Here is a 16818-nt window from a genome sequence, read left to right as displayed (position 1 = left end):
CACGACCGCCTTTCCAGCGTGCCCCTCTCGTCCGAGGAGCCGAGATGCTCAAGATCGCCAACCACCGGCTGAGCGGGCCGGGCGTGAGCCACCAGGCGACGCCCAATACCGGCGGGACGCTGCGTCCGCGCTTCCTGGTGCTGCACTACACGGCGGGGCGCGACACCGACAGCGCCGTGCGTTCGCTGTGCGCGCGCAAGCCGCAAGGCAATGCCTCCGCCCACCTCGTGCTCGGGCGCGACGGGCGCATCGTGCAACTGGCCGACTTCAACCTGGTCACCTGGCATGCGGGCGTGAGCCAGTGGGCCGGTGTCAATGGCCTCAACCCGGTGGCCATCGGCATCGAGATGGACAACGCCGGCCTGCTGCACCGCGAAGGCGATCGCTGCGTGTCCTGGTTCGGCCGGGCCTACCCCGAGGACGAGGTGGTGCTGGCCGAGCACAAGCACGGCGGCGGCCTGCGGCCCTGGCACCACTACACCGAAGCGCAGATCGGGCGCGCGCTGGAGCTGTGCGAGCTGCTGGTGGCGCACTACGACCTGGAGGACGTGCTGGGCCACGAGGACGTGGCGCGCGGGCGCAAGCTGGACCCGGGCCCCGCGTTTCCGCTGGCCGCCGTGCGCGGCCGTGCGCTGGGGCGCGGGAGCGACGCGCCGCCGCGCTGGGTGGTCACCGCCACGAAGCTGAACATCCGCGGCGGACCGGGCGCCGAGCACGCCGCGCTGGGCACCGCGCTGCGGCGCGGGACCGAGCTGATCCTGCTGGAGCCGCTGGACCGCTGGAGCCGCGTGGCGGTGGTCGGCGAGACCGACCTGGAAGGCTGGGTCTGCAACGACTTCATCGAGCGCCTGGCGGTGCCGCGCTCGGGGCCTGGGGTGCTGCACCGGTCGCAGCGGCAAGCGCCCGTGGCCACGGCGGCGCGTCGACCGGCGCCCGGGGCCGCCCTCCCCCGCAGCACCGCTGGCCGGGGGCGGGCGAGCCACACGGAGGTGAATCCATGAGCGTCGACCGCCCCCCCATCGTGTTCGTGGTCCACGGCCAGGCCGCGTCCCCGGACGCCACGCGCGGCGGTCCGGCCAGCGCGCCGAGCGCGCTCGGTGCACGGGGCCAGGTGCTTCAGCGTGTGCAGGTGGGCGCGNNCGCCCCAACGCCTGAGCGCACGGCCCGGACAGGACGCCGTGGTGCTGCACATCACCGACGGGCCCTCTCTGGTGTTGCACCCGCTCACCGCGCAGGCCCTGATGCAGGCCCAGGCCGCGGCGGTGCGCGCCGGCGCGGACGAGACCGCCATTCCCGCGCAACTGGCTTGGCCCGGGCTGGCGCCGCGCGGCGCCACACGCGCCGGCCTGGGCAGCGCGCTGCTGTCGGCGGTGGAGGTGATCACCGGGATGGCGCTGGAGCCCGCGGCGCGGTTCACCGCGCGCCGCCTCGCCAGGCGCTTCGACGAGCAGGTGACGCCCGGCGTGCACCCGCTCTCGGCCGAAGCCATGAGCGATTCGCTCAAGGGGGAGGCGCCGCTGGAACGCATCCCCGCCGCGCCGGCGGGCGCGCCGCTGCTGGTGCTGCTGCACGGCACCTTCTCCGACACCCACGGCACCTTCGGCAAGCTCTGGCTGCACCACCCGCAGCGCGTGCGCGAGCTGTTCGGCCACTACGCTGGCCGCGTCTACGCGCTCGACCACCCCACGCTGAGCGTGAGCCCGATCGACAACGCCCTGATGCTGGCCAAGGCCCTGCCCGACGGCGCGCGCGTGCACCTGCTCACCCACTCGCGCGGCGGCCTGGTGGGCGAGGTGCTGGCGCGCGTGTGCGCGCACCCCGAACTCGACGAAGCCGCGCTCGCGCCGTTCAAGGCCGAGGGACACCGCGACCAGTTGCGCGCCCTGCGCGCGCTCGCGGCGGAGCTCAAGGGCCGCGACATCCGCGTCGAGCGCTTGCTGCGCGTGGCCTGCCCCGCGCGTGGCACGCTGCTGGCCTCCGGACGGCTCGACGCCTACGTGTCGGTGCTCAAGTGGACGCTGGAGCTCGCCGGTGTGCCGGTGGCGCCGCAACTGCTCCACTTCCTGGGCGAGGTCGCCAGCCACCGCACCGACCCGCAGGAGCTGCCTGGCTTGCAGGCCATGACGCCGTTGAGCCCACTGGTGCAGTGGCTGCACGCCAGCGACGCGCGCGGCCCCCTGCCCGGCCAGTTGCGCGTGGTGGCGGGCGACATCGAAGGCGACTCGGTCCGCGCCTGGGTCAAGACGCTGCTGGCCGACGCCTTCTACTGGACCGACAACGACCTCGTGGTGCAGACGCGCTCCATGTACGGCGGCGCGCCGCGCGCGGCCGACGGCGCGCAGGCCGGCGCGAGCTTCGTGCTCGAACGCGGCGGAAACGTCACGCACTTCGCCTACTTCAGCCACCCGCGCACCGCCCAGGCGGTGTGCGACGGCCTCATGCAGGAACAGCCGGCGGGCTTTCGCCCCATCGGCCCGCTGTCCTGGGCGGGGCAGAGCGAGACCGGCGTGCGCGCGCCCCCCACGCGCGGCGACGCACGGGAGGCGGCGCGCAGACCCGCCGTGATCCTCTTGCCCGGCATCCTGGGCAGCCACCTGGCCGTTGACGGACAGCGCGTGTGGCTGGGCCTGCGCATCATCGGCGGACTCGACCGCCTGGCCTGGCAGGGGCAGCCGGGCGAGGTGCGTCCCGACGGCCCGATCGGCGCCTTCTACGACAAGCTCGCGCGGCGCCTGAGCGAGACGCACGAGCTCATTCCCTTCGACTTCGACTGGCGACGCCCGATCGAGGAAGAAGCCCGCCGGCTTGCCGAGTGCATGGAACGGGCCCTGGCCGCGCGCGAGGACAGCGGCCAACCGGTGCGCCTGCTCGCCCACTCCATGGGCGGCGTGCTTGCGCGCACGGCACAGCTCGAACGGCCGGACGTGTGGGAGCGCTGGGCGCAGCGCCCCGGCGCGCGCCTGCTCATGCTGGGCACGCCCAACGGCGGCTCCTTCGCGCCCATGCAGGTGCTCTCGGGCGACGACAACTTCGGCAACGCGCTGGTGGCCTTCGGCCTGCCTTTCCAGGACCACCGCGCGCGCCAGATCATGGCCGCCATGCCGGGCTTCCTGCAGTTGCAGGCCGGCCTGCTGGACCCGGCGCTGGGTCTGGCCTCCAGCCAGCGCTGGAGCGAGCTGGCCGAGCAGGACATGAAGACCCTGGAGCGGGCGCTGGCGTGGCACAGCGAAGGACCGCAGCGCGCCATCTACCGCTGGGGCATCCCGCCGCAGTCCGTGCTGGACCAGGCGCGCGCGCTGCGCGAGCGGCTCGACCGGCAGGCGCGCGAGGCCCTGCCCGCGTTCCGCGACCGCCTCGTCATGGTGATCGGCCGCTCGCGTTTCACACCCGCCGGCTACGAACTCGACGAGGACGAAGGCCTGGTCTACCTTGACCGCCCCGATGGCGGCGACGGCCGCGTGACACAAGAGAGCGCCCTGCTGCCCGGCGTGCGCGCCTGGCGGCTGGACTGCGCCCACGGCGACCTGCCCAAGGCCGAGCGCGCCTTCGACGCCTACCTCGACCTGCTCGAGCGCGGCGAGACCACGCGGCTGGAGCCGGTGGGTGGCGCCGCGCGCGGCGCGCCCGGCGGGCCCACCGGGACACCCTCGGTGCGCAGCCGCCCCTCGCGCCAGGGGCGCGCCGTGGACGAGCCACTGGTCGACGTGCACGCGCTGCTCGACCCCGAAGAGCCCCTTGCGGCACCGGCGCCACCGCCCGGCGCCCCGCCGCTGGCCATCACCGTGCACAACCGCGACCTGGTCTTCGTCGGTCAGACACTGCTGGTGGGCCACTACGTCTCGTCCCGACTCACCGGGACCGAGGCGGTGGCGGACCGCTTGCTGGGCGGCGTGCTGTCGGCCTCGCTGGCCGCCGGCCTGTACCCCGAAGCGCCCGGCACCCACCAGATCTTCGTCAACCGGCACGAGCACCCCGCGCGTCCCCTGAGCCTGCCCCAGCCGCCCTGGGTGGTGGTGGCCGGCCTCGGCGCCGAAGGCAAGCTGGGCAGCGCGCAGCTCGTGCACACCATCTGCCAGGCCACCATCGCCTGGGCCCTGCGCCTGGCCGAAGACCCGGCGGGGCCGCCAGCGCAGTTCGAGCTGACCAGCACGCTGATCGCCAGCGGCGGCAGCGGCATTCACGTGGGCACCTCGGCCCAGGCCCTGGCGCACGGCGTGCGCGAAGCCAACGCCCGCCTGGCCCAGGGCCGCTGGCCCCAGGTGAGCCACCTGCACATCAACGAGTTGTTCCTGGACCGCGCGACCGAGGCCTGGTCGGCGCTGCAGATGCTGGCGGGCGCCGCGCAGGGGCATTTCCGCCTCGCCCCGCTCATCGAGTCCGGACCCGGCGCCCTGCGCCGCCCGCTGGACAGCGGCTACCGCGGCACCGGCTACGACTTCGTCAGCGCCACCGTGCACGACGACCGCCACGGCGAGCCCGTGATCACCTACACCCTGGACACCAAGCGCGCACGCAGCGAGGTGCGCCAGCAGCCGCTGCAGCAGCGCCTGATCCACGACCTGGTCGCCACCGCGTCCAACCACCTCACACGCGATCCTCAGCTCGGCCGCACGCTGTTCCAGTTGCTCGTGCCGCAGGACCTGGAGAGCAGCCTGGAAGGCACCAGCGAACTCGTGCTCGAGCTCGACGACCGCTCGGCCACCGTTCCCTGGGAACTGCTCGACGCGCCGCTGGACCGCCGGCGCGACCCCAAGGAACCCTGGGCCATCCGCAACCGCCTGGTGCGCCGCCTGCGCACCGAGGTGTTCCGCGCCCAGGTGCGCGACGCCACGATCGAGGACCACGCCCTGGTGGTGGGCGAGCCCGCCAGCGGCCCCCAGCCCCTGGCCGAACTGCCGGGCGCACGCGCCGAGGCCCGTGCCGTGGCCGCGGCCTTGCTGGGCCCCAAGGGCCTGGCGGAGAGCGAGGTGTGCCGCCTCATCGCCGACGAAGACGGCCACAAGCCCGGCGCCGCCGACATCATCAACGCGCTGTTCGAGCGGCCCTACCGGGTCCTGCACATCGCCGGCCATGGCGAGGCCGCCCTCGCGCGCGACAAGGGCCCGATCCGCCCGGCCCTGCGCGGCGTGGTGCTCAGCGACGGCGCCTTCATCGGCCCGCGCGAAATCGAAGCCATGCGCGTGGTGCCGGAGCTGGTGTTCCTGAACTGCTGCCACCTCGCGGCGGACAAGAGCGCCTCGCTGGCTGGGGCCGACAACCGCAGCGAACTCGCCGCCGGCCTGGCCCAGCAGTTGATCCGCATCGGCGTGCGCTGCGTGGTGGCGGCCGGCTGGGCCGTGTCCGACGGCGCCGCCGCGGCCTTCGCGACCACCTTCTACCGCCGGCTGCTCGATGGCCAGCGCTTCATGGACGCCGCGTGGGCCGGTCGCGTCGAGGCCTACCGCGCCGATGGCGGCAGCAACACCTGGGCCGCCTACCAGTGCTATGGCGACCCCGACTGGGTCTGGCAGCGCGCTGGCGGCGAGGCGGCCCACGCCCCCTTGCCGGCCGAGCAGCGCTACGCCTCGGTGGCTTCACCGCCGGCGCTGGTGGTGGCGCTGGAATCGCTCATCGCGCAATGCAACACCGGCGACCTCGCTCCCGCGGAAATGGTCGAGCGCCTGCGCCACCTGCAAGACCGTTTCCAGGAACCCTGGGGCGGCAGCGGCGCCATTGCCGAGGCCTTCGGCCTGGCCTGGCGCGAAGCCGATCGGCTCGACGAGGCCGTGCGCTGGTTCGAGCAGGCGGTGCGCGCCGGCGACGGCAGCGCGGGCATCCGGGCGGCGGAACAACTGGCCAACGTGCTGGCGCGCCGGGCCTGGTACCGCCTGCGCGACGCCGTCGGCCAGACCGACGCGCTGCCCGAGGCGCTGCGACAGGCCCGAGCTGACGTGGCGCGCGCGCTCGACAGCCTGCAGGCCCTGGTGGCGCTGGCGGATTCCGTCGAGCGCGCCAGCCTGCAAGGCGGCACCTTCAAGCGACTGGCGCAGATCGAGCGGCTGGCACATGAGCGCGGACTGGCTCCCGACGACTCGGCCTGCGCGAAGGCGTTGGAGGGCATGGCCGAGCACTACCAGCGCGCTGAAACCCTGGCCCTGCGCCAGGGCCAGGACGAGGCCTTCCATCCCGCGATGAACCTGCTGGCCGCCGACGTGGTGCGCGGGCGCCCCCTGGAGCCGCGGCGCCTGGCGCAGGCCAGCACCAGCCTGCGCCGCCAGCACGCCCGCGCGCCGAACTTCTGGAGCGCCGTGGCGGACGCCGAACTGCTCATCCTGCAAGCGCTCGACAAGGACCGGCTGGCCCAGGCGCAAGCGGGCATCGACGCCATGCTGGTCGACCTGCACGCCCATGCGGGCTCGAACTGGCTGTGGAAATCGCCGGCCGACCAGCTCGAGTTCCTGCTCGGGCTGGCCGACGCGGGCCAGCGCTCCGCTGCACACCGGGCAGCGGCAGCGCTGCTGCTGCAGCGCTTCAGGCGCTATGCGGGGACGGCAGGGGCCGCCTGATCACGCGGCCGCCGCCGCCTCCACCACCGGCAGGCGGATCAGGTGATCGAACGCGCTCAGCGCGGCCGTGGACCCTGCGCCCGCGGCGATCACGATCTGCTTGTACGGCACCGTGGTGCAGTCGCCGGCCGCGAACACCCCTTCCACGTTGGTGTGGCCCTTGGCGTCGATCACGATCTCGCCGAAGCGGCTCAGCTCCACCGTGCCCTTGAGCCATTCGGTGTTGGGCACCAGGCCGATCTGCACGAACACCCCTTCCAGTGCCACGTGGTGCTGCTCGCCGCTCACGCGGTCCTTGTAGCCCAGGCCGTTCACCGTGCCGTTGGCGCCCGTGATCTCGGTCGTCTGCGCGTTGACGTGGATCGTCACGTTGGACAGGCTCTGGAGCTTGCGCACCAGCACCGCGTCGGCCTTCAGCGCGTCGGCGAACTCGATCAGCGTCACGTGCTCGACGATGCCAGCGAGGTCGATCGCGGCCTCGACACCCGAGTTGCCACCACCGATCACCGCCACGCGCTTGCCCTTGAACAGCGGGCCGTCGCAGTGCGGGCAGTAGGCCACGCCCTTGTTGCGGTACTCGGCCTCGCCGGGCACGTTCACGTTGCGCCAGCGCGCGCCGGTCGACAGGATGACGCTGCGCGCCTTGAGTGCGGCGCCATTGGCCATGTGCACCTCCACCAGACCGCCCGGCTCGCTGGCGGGCACGAGCTTCTCGGCGCGCTGCAGGTTCATGATGTCCACGCCGTAGTGGCGCACCTGCGCTTCCAGCGCGGCGGCAAACTTCGGGCCGTCGGTTTCCAGCACGCTGATGTAGTTCTCGATCGCCAGCGTGTCGTTCACCTGACCGCCGAAGCGCTCGGCCGCCACGCCCACGCGAATGCCCTTGCGCGCCGCGTACACGGCCGCCGCGGCACCGGCCGGGCCACCGCCCACGATCAGCACGTCGAACGGGTCTTTCGCGTCCAGCTTGGCCGCTTCGCGCGCATCGGCGTTCACGTCGAGCTTGGCGACGATCTCTTCCAGCGACATGCGGCCACCGCCGAACTCCTCGCCATTGAGGAAGACCATGGGCACCGCCATCACCTGGCGGCGCTCCACCTCGGCCTGGAACAGGCCGCCGTCGATCACCGTCACCTGCACGGCCGGGTTGCGGATCGCCATCAGCGACAGCGCCTGCACCACGTCCGGGCAGTTGTGGCAGCTCAGGCTCATGTAGACCTCGAAGCGCAGATCGCCCTGCAGCGTGGCGATGGCATCCAGCGTCTCCTGCTCGGCCTTGGGCGGATGACCACCCGTCCACAGCAGCGCCAGCACCAGCGACGTGAACTCGTGGCCAAGGGGAATGGCGGCGAAGCGCACGCCCGTGGTCTCGCCTTCGCGGGCGATCACGAAGGACGGCTTGCGCTCGTCCGTGCCGCTGTCGTCGAAGGACACCTGGTCCGACAGGCCGGCGATGGTCTGCAGCAGCTCGCGCAGTTCCTGCGACGAGGCGGAATCGTCGAACGAGCCGATGAGGCGGATGGGCCGCTGCAGCTTGCCCAGGTAAGCCTGCAACTGGGCCTTGAGGGTGTCGTCGAGCATGGGGGACTCCTTTCAATGAAGACCGGCGTCAATGCCGCTGTTGGATGGGCCACGAAGCCCATCGGGCAGCGGTACTGCCAGAAGCAGCGGAGCGAGGGGCTCCAACCAGGGATGCCACCGATCCGGCTTTGCCGGTCGGTAGGCATCGCCCCCTTGAGGGGGTGACGCGCCGCAGGCGCGGCGCGGGGGTGGTCAGATTTTTCCGACCAGGTCCAGCGAGGGCGTCAGGGTCTTGGCGCCGTCGTTCCACTTGGCGGGGCACACCTGGCCGGGGTTCTTGGCCACGAACTGGGCGGCCTTGAGCTTGCGCAGGGTTTCCTTCATGTCGCGCGCGATGGCGTTGTCGTGGATCTCGGCGGTCTTGATCACGCCCTCGGGGTTGATGATGAAGGTGCCGCGCAGCGCCAGGCCTTCTTCCTCGATGTGCACGCCGAAGGCGCGGGTCAGGGCGTGCGTCGGATCGCCCACCAGCGGGAACTTGGCCTTGCCCACGGCGGGCGAGGTCTCGTGCCACACCTTGTGCGAGAAGTGCGTGTCGGTGGTGACGATGTACACCTCCGCGCCCAGCTTCTGGAATTCGGCGTAGTTGTCGGCCGCGTCTTCCACTTCGGTGGGGCAGTTGAAGGTGAAGGCCGCCGGCATGAACACCAGCACCGACCACTCGCCGCGCAGGCTCTGGTCGCTCACCGGCACGAACTTGCCGTTGTGGAAGGCCGTGGTGGAGAAGGGTTGAACGGTGGTGTTGATCAGGGACATGGGAACTCCTGGTTGCGGTTGAAGGGGAAAGGGAAAGACGGTGACGGCGCCGAACAGTGTTCAACGCGACAGGGTCAATCATAGTCGATGACTATGGATGAGTCGGATTAATAGTCTTTATCCAGCCCATAGGGATTTTTGTGCTTTGCAGCAGAAATGACACCTCCTGCTGTCACAGGCAATCGGTACGCCCAGGGGCGGCTGTTGATGTGCCAACGCAACAAAGTGTGTGGAAATTTTGCATGTATTGTGAATGCGAACCGTTTTCATTAGCAATAATCTCGCCCGCAGCCAGCCACCGACCCAGCGTTCCCCTTCGTGCCCACCGGCACTTGCGCGCCGTGATGAGGAAGCCAGCCAGCCGACTCACCACTGCCTCAAGGACCCAACATGGCACGCAAGCACCGCTGCTCCCCTCGCCCTTCCACCCAACTCCTGGCCCTGCTGGCCGCCGTCGCGCCCGCCGCCGGCATGGCGCAAGGCACCACCAGCACCACCCTGCCCACCGTCACGGTGAAAGAGGCGGCCGAGGTGCCGTACAAGGCCGAAAAATCGGCCAACGAGAAATTCACCGCCCCGCTGCTGGACACGCCCAAGACGGTGCAGATCATCAAGAAGGAGGTGATCGAGGAGCAAGGCGCCGTCACGCTGATGGAAGCCCTGCGCAACACCCCCGGCATCACCATGCAGATGGGTGAGAACGGCAACACCTCCGCCGGCGACACCTTCCAGCTGCGCGGCTTTTCACTGCAGCAGTCGATCTTCGTGGACGGCATCCGCGACCTGGGCGCCGTCACGCGCGACACGTTCAACCTGGAACAGGTCGAAATCGTCAAAGGCGCCGCCGGTGCCGAAACCGGTCGTGGTGCCAGTTCGGGCTTCATCAACTTGGTGTCCAAGCAGGCCCATCTGGGCGACGAGAGCAGCGTCACCGGCACCGTCGGCACCGGCGACCGCCGCCGCGCCTCGGTGGACCTGAACCGCCAACTCAGCGACACCTCGGCCTTCCGCCTCAATGCCATGGCGCAAGACAGCGGTGTGGACGGCCGCGACTTCGTGGAGAACAAGGGTTACGGCCTGGGCCTTTCCTACGTGAGCGGCCTGAACACGCCCACCCGAGTGCACCTGTTCAGCCAGCACCTGCGCCAGGACAACGTGCCCGACGGCGGCATCCCGGCCATCGGTTACGAAGGCTACACCTCGGTCATCGGCCCCAAAGTGCGCCGTGAGAACTTCTACGGCAGCGTCAACGACCGCGAGAAGGTCGACGCCGACATGTTCACCGTCAAGGTCGAACACGACCTGGGAGAGGCCACGACGATTCGCAACGTCACGCGCTACGGCAAGACGCACATGGACCGCACGCTCACCGGCATGAACACAGGCGGAGCGGGGATCGGCAATACGGGCGGGCCACTGTCGGCCTGGACGGTGAACCTGTCGCGCCAGCGTGTCGACCAGGAAAACAGCATCCTGGCAAACCAGACCAGCCTGAACACCGAATTCAACTCGGGCAGCGTGAAGCACTCGCTGGCCGCGGGCGTGGAACTGCTGCATGAGAAGCAGACGAGCTTCGCGCACGTTGCCGCGACGCCTGCCACTGCGCCGGCCAATCTGTACAACCCCGACCCGTACCGGGCCATGGGCAACTTCGGTCCTCGCACGGGCGACGAATCGGGCACCACCACCAACACCATCAGCGTCTACGCCTTCGACAACGCTGAGCTCAACGAGCGCTGGTCCATCAATGGCGGCGCGCGCGTGGACGTCTACAAGCTGAGTTCGAGTTCTGCCGTGGGGGCCACCCCGATCGAGGACTCGCGCAGCCTGGTGAGCTGGAGCATCGGCAGCGTCTACAAGCCCGCGGAAAACGGGAGCGTCTATGCGTCGTACGCCACCTCCTCCACCCCTCCCGGTGCCTTCACCCAGTTGAGCGCGAGCGCCACCAACATCAACAACCCTGCGTTCGACCCGCAAAAGACCAACACGGTCGAGCTGGGCACCAAGTGGGACCTGCTCGACAAGCGTTTGAACGTCGCGGCCGCGATCTTCCGCACCGTCAACGACAACCAGACCACGGTGGACCAACTGACTGGGGCCACGGTCCAGGAAGGCAAGACCCAGGTGCAGGGCATCGAGCTGTCGGCAACGGGTCAGATCACCCGTTTCTGGCAGATCACCGCTGGCCTGGCCAAGACCAGCACCAAGCAGATCGACGTGCTGAACGCGGCAGGCGTGGGCACCGACGGCGTGCGTTGGTCGCCCGACTTGACCGCCACGTTGTGGACCTCGTACCAGTGGGACAAGCTCACGATGGGCTTTGGTGCACGCTACGTGTCGGAAGCCAAGCGCTTCGTCAACACCAGCGGCGCCCAGGGCAACATGCCCAACGTGCCGTCTTACTGGGTCGCCGACGCCATGGCCAAGTACCAGGTCAACCCGAAGCTCAGCCTGCAGTTGAACATCTACAACCTGTTCGACGAGGAATACCTGATGGCGCTGAACAACGGCGGCGGCCGCCTGGCCCTGGGCGCTCCGCGCTCGGCCACGCTCACCGCCAACTACAAGTTCTGACCGGACCGCACATCCAAGGCATTGCCGCCAGGCCCCGGCCTGGCGGCTTTTTTTCGCCCGCGCGACGCCCGCGGCGTTCAGTACACCTGGGGCACGTAGATCTCGCCGGGCACCTGATGGCGGCGGTAGCCCTCGTGGCGGATGCGCTCGGGCAGCGTGATGCCGGGCCGCTCCACCTCGTGGTACGGAATGAGCGAGAGCAGGTGGTGGATGCAGTTGAGCCGCGCCGTCTTCTTGTCGTCCGCCGGGACCACCCACCACGGCGACTCGGGGATGTTCGTGCGCGCCAGCATCTCTTCCTTGGCCTTGGTGTAGAGCTCCCAGCGGCGGCGGCTTTCCAGGTCCATGGGGCTGAGCTTCCACTGCTTGAGCGGGTCGTGGATGCGGCCGAGGAAGCGCGCCTCCTGCTCTTCGTCGGAGATGGAAAACCAGTACTTCACGAGCTGGATGCCGGAATTGACGAGCATCTTCTCGAACTCGGGCACGGTGCGGAAGAAGGACTCGAGCTGCGCGTCGTCGCAGAAGCCCATGACGCGCTCCACGCCGGCGCGGTTGTACCAGCTGCGGTCGAACAGCACGATCTCGCCGGCCGCGGGCAGGTGCGGCACGTAGCGCTGGAAGTACCACTGCGTGCGCTCGCGCTCGTTGGGCGCGGGCAGCGCCACCACGCGGCACACGCGCGGGTTCAGCCGCTGCGTGATGCGCTTGATCACGCCGCCCTTGCCGGCCGCGTCGCGGCCCTCGAACACCACCACCAGCTTGTGGCCGGTGCTCACCACCCAATCCTGCAGCTTCACCAGCTCGGCCTGCAGCCGGAACAGTTCGCGGAAGTAGACCCGTCGCGCCTCCTTGCGCTGCGCGGCGGCTTCGGGGTCCGCGTCCTCCTTCAGGTCGCGGTCCTCGATTTCCATCTCGAGTTCCTCGTCGTAGCCGTCCATGAGGTCGTCACTCAGGCGGCGCATCAGGTCGTCGTTGTGGTTCATGAGCATGGCGCAGTCCTTCTTCTACCGAACAGGCCAGTATTGCCCCGGTGTGTGACGTTCACATGACAGTCACACGAAGCCCATGCGACGCCCTGCGCTATGCCCGCCAGCGCCACAGCGCGGCCAGCGCCGAACTCACCACGCCGATGGCCGCGATGGCCGGCCAACCCCAGTGCGCGTAGGCGAACGCACCCAGCACGGAGCCAGCGGCCATGCCCGCGAACATGGCCGTGATGAGCATGGCATTGAGGCGGCTGCGCGCCGCCGCGTCCAACCCGTAGACGGTGCTCTGGTGGGCGATCAGCGCCGACTGGAAGCCGAAATCGAAGCCGATGGCGCTGAGCACCAGCAGCAGGAGTTGGCCCGACACGGGCAGCCAGTCCATGCCCAGCATCAGCGCATAGGCCAGCGCGGCGACGCCGGCGCCCAGCACGGCCACGCGGCGCGGACCACGCCGGTCGGCCAGGCGGCCCGCCAGCTGCGCGGCCAGCGCACCCGCCGCCCCCGCCAGGCCGAAGGCGCCCGCCGCGCCGCTGCCCAGGTCGAAGCGGGCGTGCAGCATCACGGCCAGCGTGGACCAGAAGGCGCTGAAGCCCAGGCCGAGCAGTCCCTGCGCCAGCGCAGCGCGGCGCAGCGGCGGGTGCTGGCGCCACAGCCCCGCCATGGACCGCAGCAACTGGCCGTACCCCAGGCGCGTGGCGGCCGGGAACGAAGGCACGCGCCAGTACACCGCCACGGCCAGCAACACCAGGCTCGCGGCGGCCAACCCGAACATGGCGCGCCAGCCCAGCGCCTGCGTGACCAGGCCGCTCACCACGCGCGACAGCAGGATGCCCAGCAGCAGGCCCGTCATCACCGCGCCCACCGCCTTGCCGCGCTGGTGCTCGGGCGCCAGCGACACGGCCGCGGGCACGAAGTCCTGGGCCAGCGTGGCCGTGAGGCCCACGAACAGGCTCGCGGCCAGCAGCACGGCCATGCCGGGCGCCAGCGCGCTGGCCAGCAGCGCCAGCGCCAGCAGCCCGGCCTTCACCAGCATCACGCGGCGCCGGTCGTAGCGATCCCCCAGCGGCGCGAGCAGCAGGATGCCGGCCGCGTAGCCCAGTTGCGTGAGCATGGGCACGGCGCCGATGGCGCCCTCGCCGGCCTGCAGGCTGCGCGCCAGGTCGGGCAGCAGCGGCTGGCTGTAGTAGATGGCCGCGACGCTGAAGCCCGCGCCGGCCGCGAGCAGCGGGGCCAGCCCGGCCGGGACCGCCCGGGTCGCGAGCTGGTCATGCGTCATATGAATGGAAGACATGTCGAGATCTCTATGCGGTTTGTGGAATGGGGCGAATTCTTCCCAACAAAAGCCGCCCCGGATAGACTTCACCGCGAACACCCTTCATACGTCGAACGCATGAAAGAAGCCACACTCGCCATCGACCGCATCGAGTTGCTGCAGACCTTCGTGCGCATCGTCGAGAGCGGCAGCCTGTCGGCCGCGGCCGAGCGACTGAACACCACCCAGCCCACCGTGAGCCGCCGCCTGCAGGCGCTGGAGCGCCACTTCGGCGTGCGCCTGCTGCGCCGCTCCACCCACGCGGCCACGCTCACGCCCGACGGCGAACGCTGTCTGGCCATGGCGCGTTCGCTGATCGACGAGTGGGACGCCATGCAGGAAGAACTGCGTGGCTCGCGGCGCACCGCCAGCGGCACGCTCAAGGTGCAGGTGCCGCACGCGCTGGGGCAGGAGCACCTCATGGCGCCGCTGGCCGAGTACCTGCGCGCGCACCCCGAGGTGCGCGTGGAATGGCTGTTGGCCGACCGCCAGCCCGACTTTGCGGCCGAGGGCATCGACTGCGCGATCCAGGTCGGCGAGGTGCGCGACCCGAACCTGGTGGCCGTGCCGCTGTTCGAGTTGCCGCGCATCGTGATCGGCGCGCCCGTGCTGCTGGGCCGGCACAAGGCGCCGCGCACGCCCGATCAGCTGCGCGAACTGCCCTGGCTGGCCCTGCAGACCTTCTACCGGGACCGCGTGGTCCTGCACCCTGTGGGCGGCGGCAACGCGCAGCGCTTCGACATCCGCCCGCGCCTGCGCACCGACAGCCTGTACGCCCTGCGCAACGCCGTGCTCGCGGGTCTGGGGGTGGCCATCGTCTCGGCCTGGCTCGTGGCGCAGGACCTGCGCGACGGTCGACTCGTGCACCTGGTGCCCGACTGGCGCGCCGAGCCGCTGCCCGTGCAACTGGTCTACCCGCCGGCGCGTTTCCAGGCCGCGCGGCTGCGCCGTTTCCTGGAAATCGTGAAGGCGCACGGACAGTCGCTCGCGCGCTGATCGCGGGTCCTCTGCACGGGCCTGCGGAGACGGTCCCGTAGAATCGCCCGTCCATCATGCGCCGCTGGCTCATCGCGCTGTTCGCCTGCCATTTCCTGCTCGGGGTGGTGGGCTTCAGCATCCCGGACCACATCGTCGACGTGCCGCGCGCGGCCGACGCGCTGGCCACGTCCGCCACCAGCGACCCGCTCGCCAAGAGCCAGAAGGGCCTGGCCGACCTGGAGCACGCGCTGGGCGACGAGCTCCCCGACCTCCCCGACACGCTGCAGCGGCGCGCCGCACCGCTGCTGGCGCACGTGATGACGCCGGCCCGGGCGTCCACGAACGTGGGCCTGCCGAGCTGGCCCCTGCTGGACGGCCCGTTCCGCCCGCCCCGGCGCGCCTGACCCGGCCCCCGTTTCCCACGCCCCGTCCGCCTTCGAGCGCCGCCGCACCGCGCAGTGGCCGCGGACGGCCCGGCACTTGCTTCTCACACCCCCATGGAAATTGCCTTACTGATCGCGCTCATCCTCCTCAACGGCGTCTTCGCCATGTCGGAGCTGGCGCTCGTGACCGCGCGCAAGGCGCGCCTGCAGAAACTCATCGACGAAGGGGACGGCGCGGCCGCCGCGGCCGTCAAGCTCGGCGAGGACCCGAACCGCTTCCTCTCCACCATCCAGATCGGCATCACCTCCATCGGCGTGCTCAACGGCATCGTCGGCGAGGCGGCGCTGGCCGGCCCGCTGGCGCTGTGGCTGCAGACCCTGGGCGCGCCGGCGCAGGCCAGCCAATACGGCGCCACGGCGCTGGTGGTGGTGGTCATCACCTACTTCTCCATCGTGGTGGGTGAACTGGTGCCCAAGCGCCTGGGCCAGACCTACCCCGAGGCGCTCGCGCGCCTGGTGGCGCGGCCCATCGACTGGCTGTCCAAGGCCACCAAGCCCTTCGTGATCCTGCTGTCGGTGTCCACGCGCGCGCTGCTGCGCCTGCTGGGGGTGAAGGAAGGCAACGTCAACGCCGTGACCGAGGAAGAGATCCACGCCATGCTGGCCGAAGGCACGAGCGCGGGCGTGATCGAATCGCACGAGCACGCCATGGTGCGCAACGTGTTCCGCCTGGACGACCGCCAGATCGGCTCGCTCATGGTGCCGCGCAGCGACGTCGTGGTGCTCGACCTGGAAGAGTCCTTCGAGGTGAACATGGCGCGCGTGGAGAGCAGCGAGCATTCGCGCTTCCCCGTGGTCAAGGGCAACCTGGGCAACTTGCAGGGCGTGCTGAACGCGCGCCAGTGGATGGCGCAGGCCCTGCGCGGCGCGGCGCGCGAGCTGGCCGAGCAGCCGCTGCAGCCTCCGCTGTACGTGCCCGAGACCATCACGGGCATGGAGCTGCTGGACAACTTCCGCCTCTCCGACGTGCAGATGGCCTTCGTCATCGACGAGTACGGCGAGCTGCAGGGCATCGTCACGCTGCAGGACCTCATCGAGGCCATCACCGGCGAGTTCCAGCCGCGCGACCCGGAGACCGCCTGGGCCACGCAGCGCGAGGACGGCTCCTGGCTGCTGGATGGCCACATCCCCGTGCCCGAGTTGAAGGACCGGCTGGAGCTGGCGAGCGTGCCCGACGAGGAGCGCGGCCGCTACCACACGCTCAGCGGCATGCTGATGCTGCTGACGGGCCGCCTGCCGCGCGTGGGCGACTGCGCCACCTGGGAGGGCTGGCGCCTGGAGATCGTGGACATGGACGGGCGCACCATCGACAAGGTGATGGCGACGAAGTTGCCGATCGATCCGCCTTCGGTGGAGAGCAACCGTGCGGACGGCTGAGTAGTTGTTGGCCGGCGCTTGCTGGCCACTGCTTCTGCTGGCCCGAGGCCACTGGGTGGCCGACTCCGCGAATGTCCCCCGCCAAGGGCTGTGCCCTTGGCTCCTCCTTTATTTCGCTGCGTCGGCCACCCAGCGCCCTCGGGCAACGGAGAGCCAGGCACACCACCACCTGCGGCACGCCCACGTGGTTGGAGGATCGGGCGCCAGGGCGCTCTGTGTAGCGAAATAAAGGAGGAGGACCGGCGCAGCCGGTCCGGGGGACATTC

Annotated in this window: 10 protein-coding genes; 6 read left to right on the top strand and 4 right to left on the bottom strand. The window is 70.5% G+C overall.

The genetic code is table 11. The annotated features are described in order from the left end of the window. Positions 1-44 precede the first annotated feature (44 nt). A complete protein-coding gene (locus tag GTO19_RS13560; RefSeq protein WP_291021747.1) occupies positions 45-1001 on the top strand; it encodes an N-acetylmuramoyl-L-alanine amidase in 957 nt (318 codons plus the stop codon). 180 nt (positions 1002-1181) lie between these two features. Next, a complete protein-coding gene (locus GTO19_RS13555) occupies positions 1182-6545 on the top strand; it encodes a CHAT domain-containing protein (protein ID WP_291021746.1) in 5364 nt (1787 codons plus the stop codon). On the opposite strand, the gene ahpF is transcribed toward GTO19_RS13555, so the two are convergent. Together ahpF and ahpC are read right to left on the bottom strand one after the other, a co-directional pair. Further along, positions 6546-8126, bottom strand: coding sequence for an alkyl hydroperoxide reductase subunit F (ahpF, locus tag GTO19_RS13550; protein WP_291021745.1), 1581 nt, complete (start codon positions 8124-8126; stop codon positions 6546-6548). A 192-nt stretch (positions 8127-8318) separates the two neighbouring features. Then, entirely contained in the window at positions 8319-8882 is a 564-nt protein-coding gene (gene ahpC, locus GTO19_RS13545) for an alkyl hydroperoxide reductase subunit C (RefSeq protein WP_291021744.1), read from the bottom strand. A 390-nt stretch (positions 8883-9272) separates the two neighbouring features. On the opposite strand from ahpC, the gene GTO19_RS13540 reads away from it, so the two are divergent. Further along, the gene (locus GTO19_RS13540; RefSeq protein WP_291021743.1) at positions 9273-11456 is read left to right on the top strand and encodes a catecholate siderophore receptor Fiu; all 2184 of its coding nucleotides are present in this window, start codon (positions 9273-9275) and stop codon (positions 11454-11456) included. 77 nt (positions 11457-11533) lie between these two features. Here GTO19_RS13540 and ppk2 read toward each other — a convergent pair whose 3' ends face one another. Both ppk2 and GTO19_RS13530 read right to left on the bottom strand, forming a co-directional pair. Beyond that, positions 11534-12439 (bottom strand): polyphosphate kinase 2, encoded by a 906-nt coding sequence (gene ppk2, locus GTO19_RS13535; RefSeq protein ID WP_291021837.1) that lies wholly within the window; start codon positions 12437-12439, stop codon positions 11534-11536. A 97-nt stretch (positions 12440-12536) separates the two neighbouring features. Next, positions 12537-13733, bottom strand: a complete 1197-nt coding sequence (locus tag GTO19_RS13530; protein ID WP_291021742.1) for an MFS transporter — start codon at positions 13731-13733, stop codon at positions 12537-12539. A gap of 99 nt (positions 13734-13832) precedes the next feature. On the opposite strand from GTO19_RS13530, the gene GTO19_RS13525 reads away from it, so the two are divergent. The 3 genes from GTO19_RS13525 to GTO19_RS13515 all read left to right on the top strand — a co-directional run bounded on the left by GTO19_RS13525 (position 13833) and on the right by GTO19_RS13515 (position 16552). Then, complete coding sequence (locus GTO19_RS13525) at positions 13833-14750, top strand: LysR family transcriptional regulator (RefSeq protein ID WP_291021741.1); 918 nt, start codon at positions 13833-13835, stop codon at positions 14748-14750. A 56-nt stretch (positions 14751-14806) separates the two neighbouring features. After that, entirely contained in the window at positions 14807-15136 is a 330-nt protein-coding gene (locus GTO19_RS13520) for a hypothetical protein (RefSeq protein WP_291021740.1), read from the top strand. Between the two features lie 93 nt (positions 15137-15229). Beyond that, positions 15230-16552, top strand: a complete 1323-nt coding sequence (locus GTO19_RS13515; protein WP_291021739.1) for a hemolysin family protein — start codon at positions 15230-15232, stop codon at positions 16550-16552. Positions 16553-16818 lie beyond the last annotated feature (266 nt).

Origin of the sequence: Hydrogenophaga sp., from assembly GCF_011772445.1 — a bacterium.
Lineage (GTDB): Bacteria > Pseudomonadota > Gammaproteobacteria > Burkholderiales > Burkholderiaceae_C > Hydrogenophaga.
The sequence above is the reverse complement of the archived record's forward strand: the minus strand, read 5'-3'. Positions and strand labels throughout refer to the sequence as shown.

What these genes read in the sequence shown, in the direction of transcription:
- GTO19_RS13560 (WP_291021747.1), top strand. Translation starts at nt 45, where the DNA reads ATGCTCAAGATCGCCAACCACCGGCTGAGCGGGCCGGGCGTGAGCCAC.
- ahpF (WP_291021745.1), bottom strand. Translation starts at nt 8,126, where the DNA reads ATGCTCGACGACACCCTCAAGGCCCAGTTGCAGGCTTACCTGGGCAAG.
- ahpC (WP_291021744.1), bottom strand. Translation starts at nt 8,882, where the DNA reads ATGTCCCTGATCAACACCACCGTTCAACCCTTCTCCACCACGGCCTTC.
- GTO19_RS13540 (WP_291021743.1), top strand. Translation starts at nt 9,273, where the DNA reads ATGGCACGCAAGCACCGCTGCTCCCCTCGCCCTTCCACCCAACTCCTG.
- ppk2 (WP_291021837.1), bottom strand. Translation starts at nt 12,439, where the DNA reads ATGAACCACAACGACGACCTGATGCGCCGCCTGAGTGACGACCTCATG.
- GTO19_RS13530 (WP_291021742.1), bottom strand. Translation starts at nt 13,733, where the DNA reads ATGTCTTCCATTCATATGACGCATGACCAGCTCGCGACCCGGGCGGTC.
- GTO19_RS13525 (WP_291021741.1), top strand. Translation starts at nt 13,833, where the DNA reads ATGAAAGAAGCCACACTCGCCATCGACCGCATCGAGTTGCTGCAGACC.
- GTO19_RS13520 (WP_291021740.1), top strand. Translation starts at nt 14,807, where the DNA reads ATGCGCCGCTGGCTCATCGCGCTGTTCGCCTGCCATTTCCTGCTCGGG.
- GTO19_RS13515 (WP_291021739.1), top strand. Translation starts at nt 15,230, where the DNA reads ATGGAAATTGCCTTACTGATCGCGCTCATCCTCCTCAACGGCGTCTTC.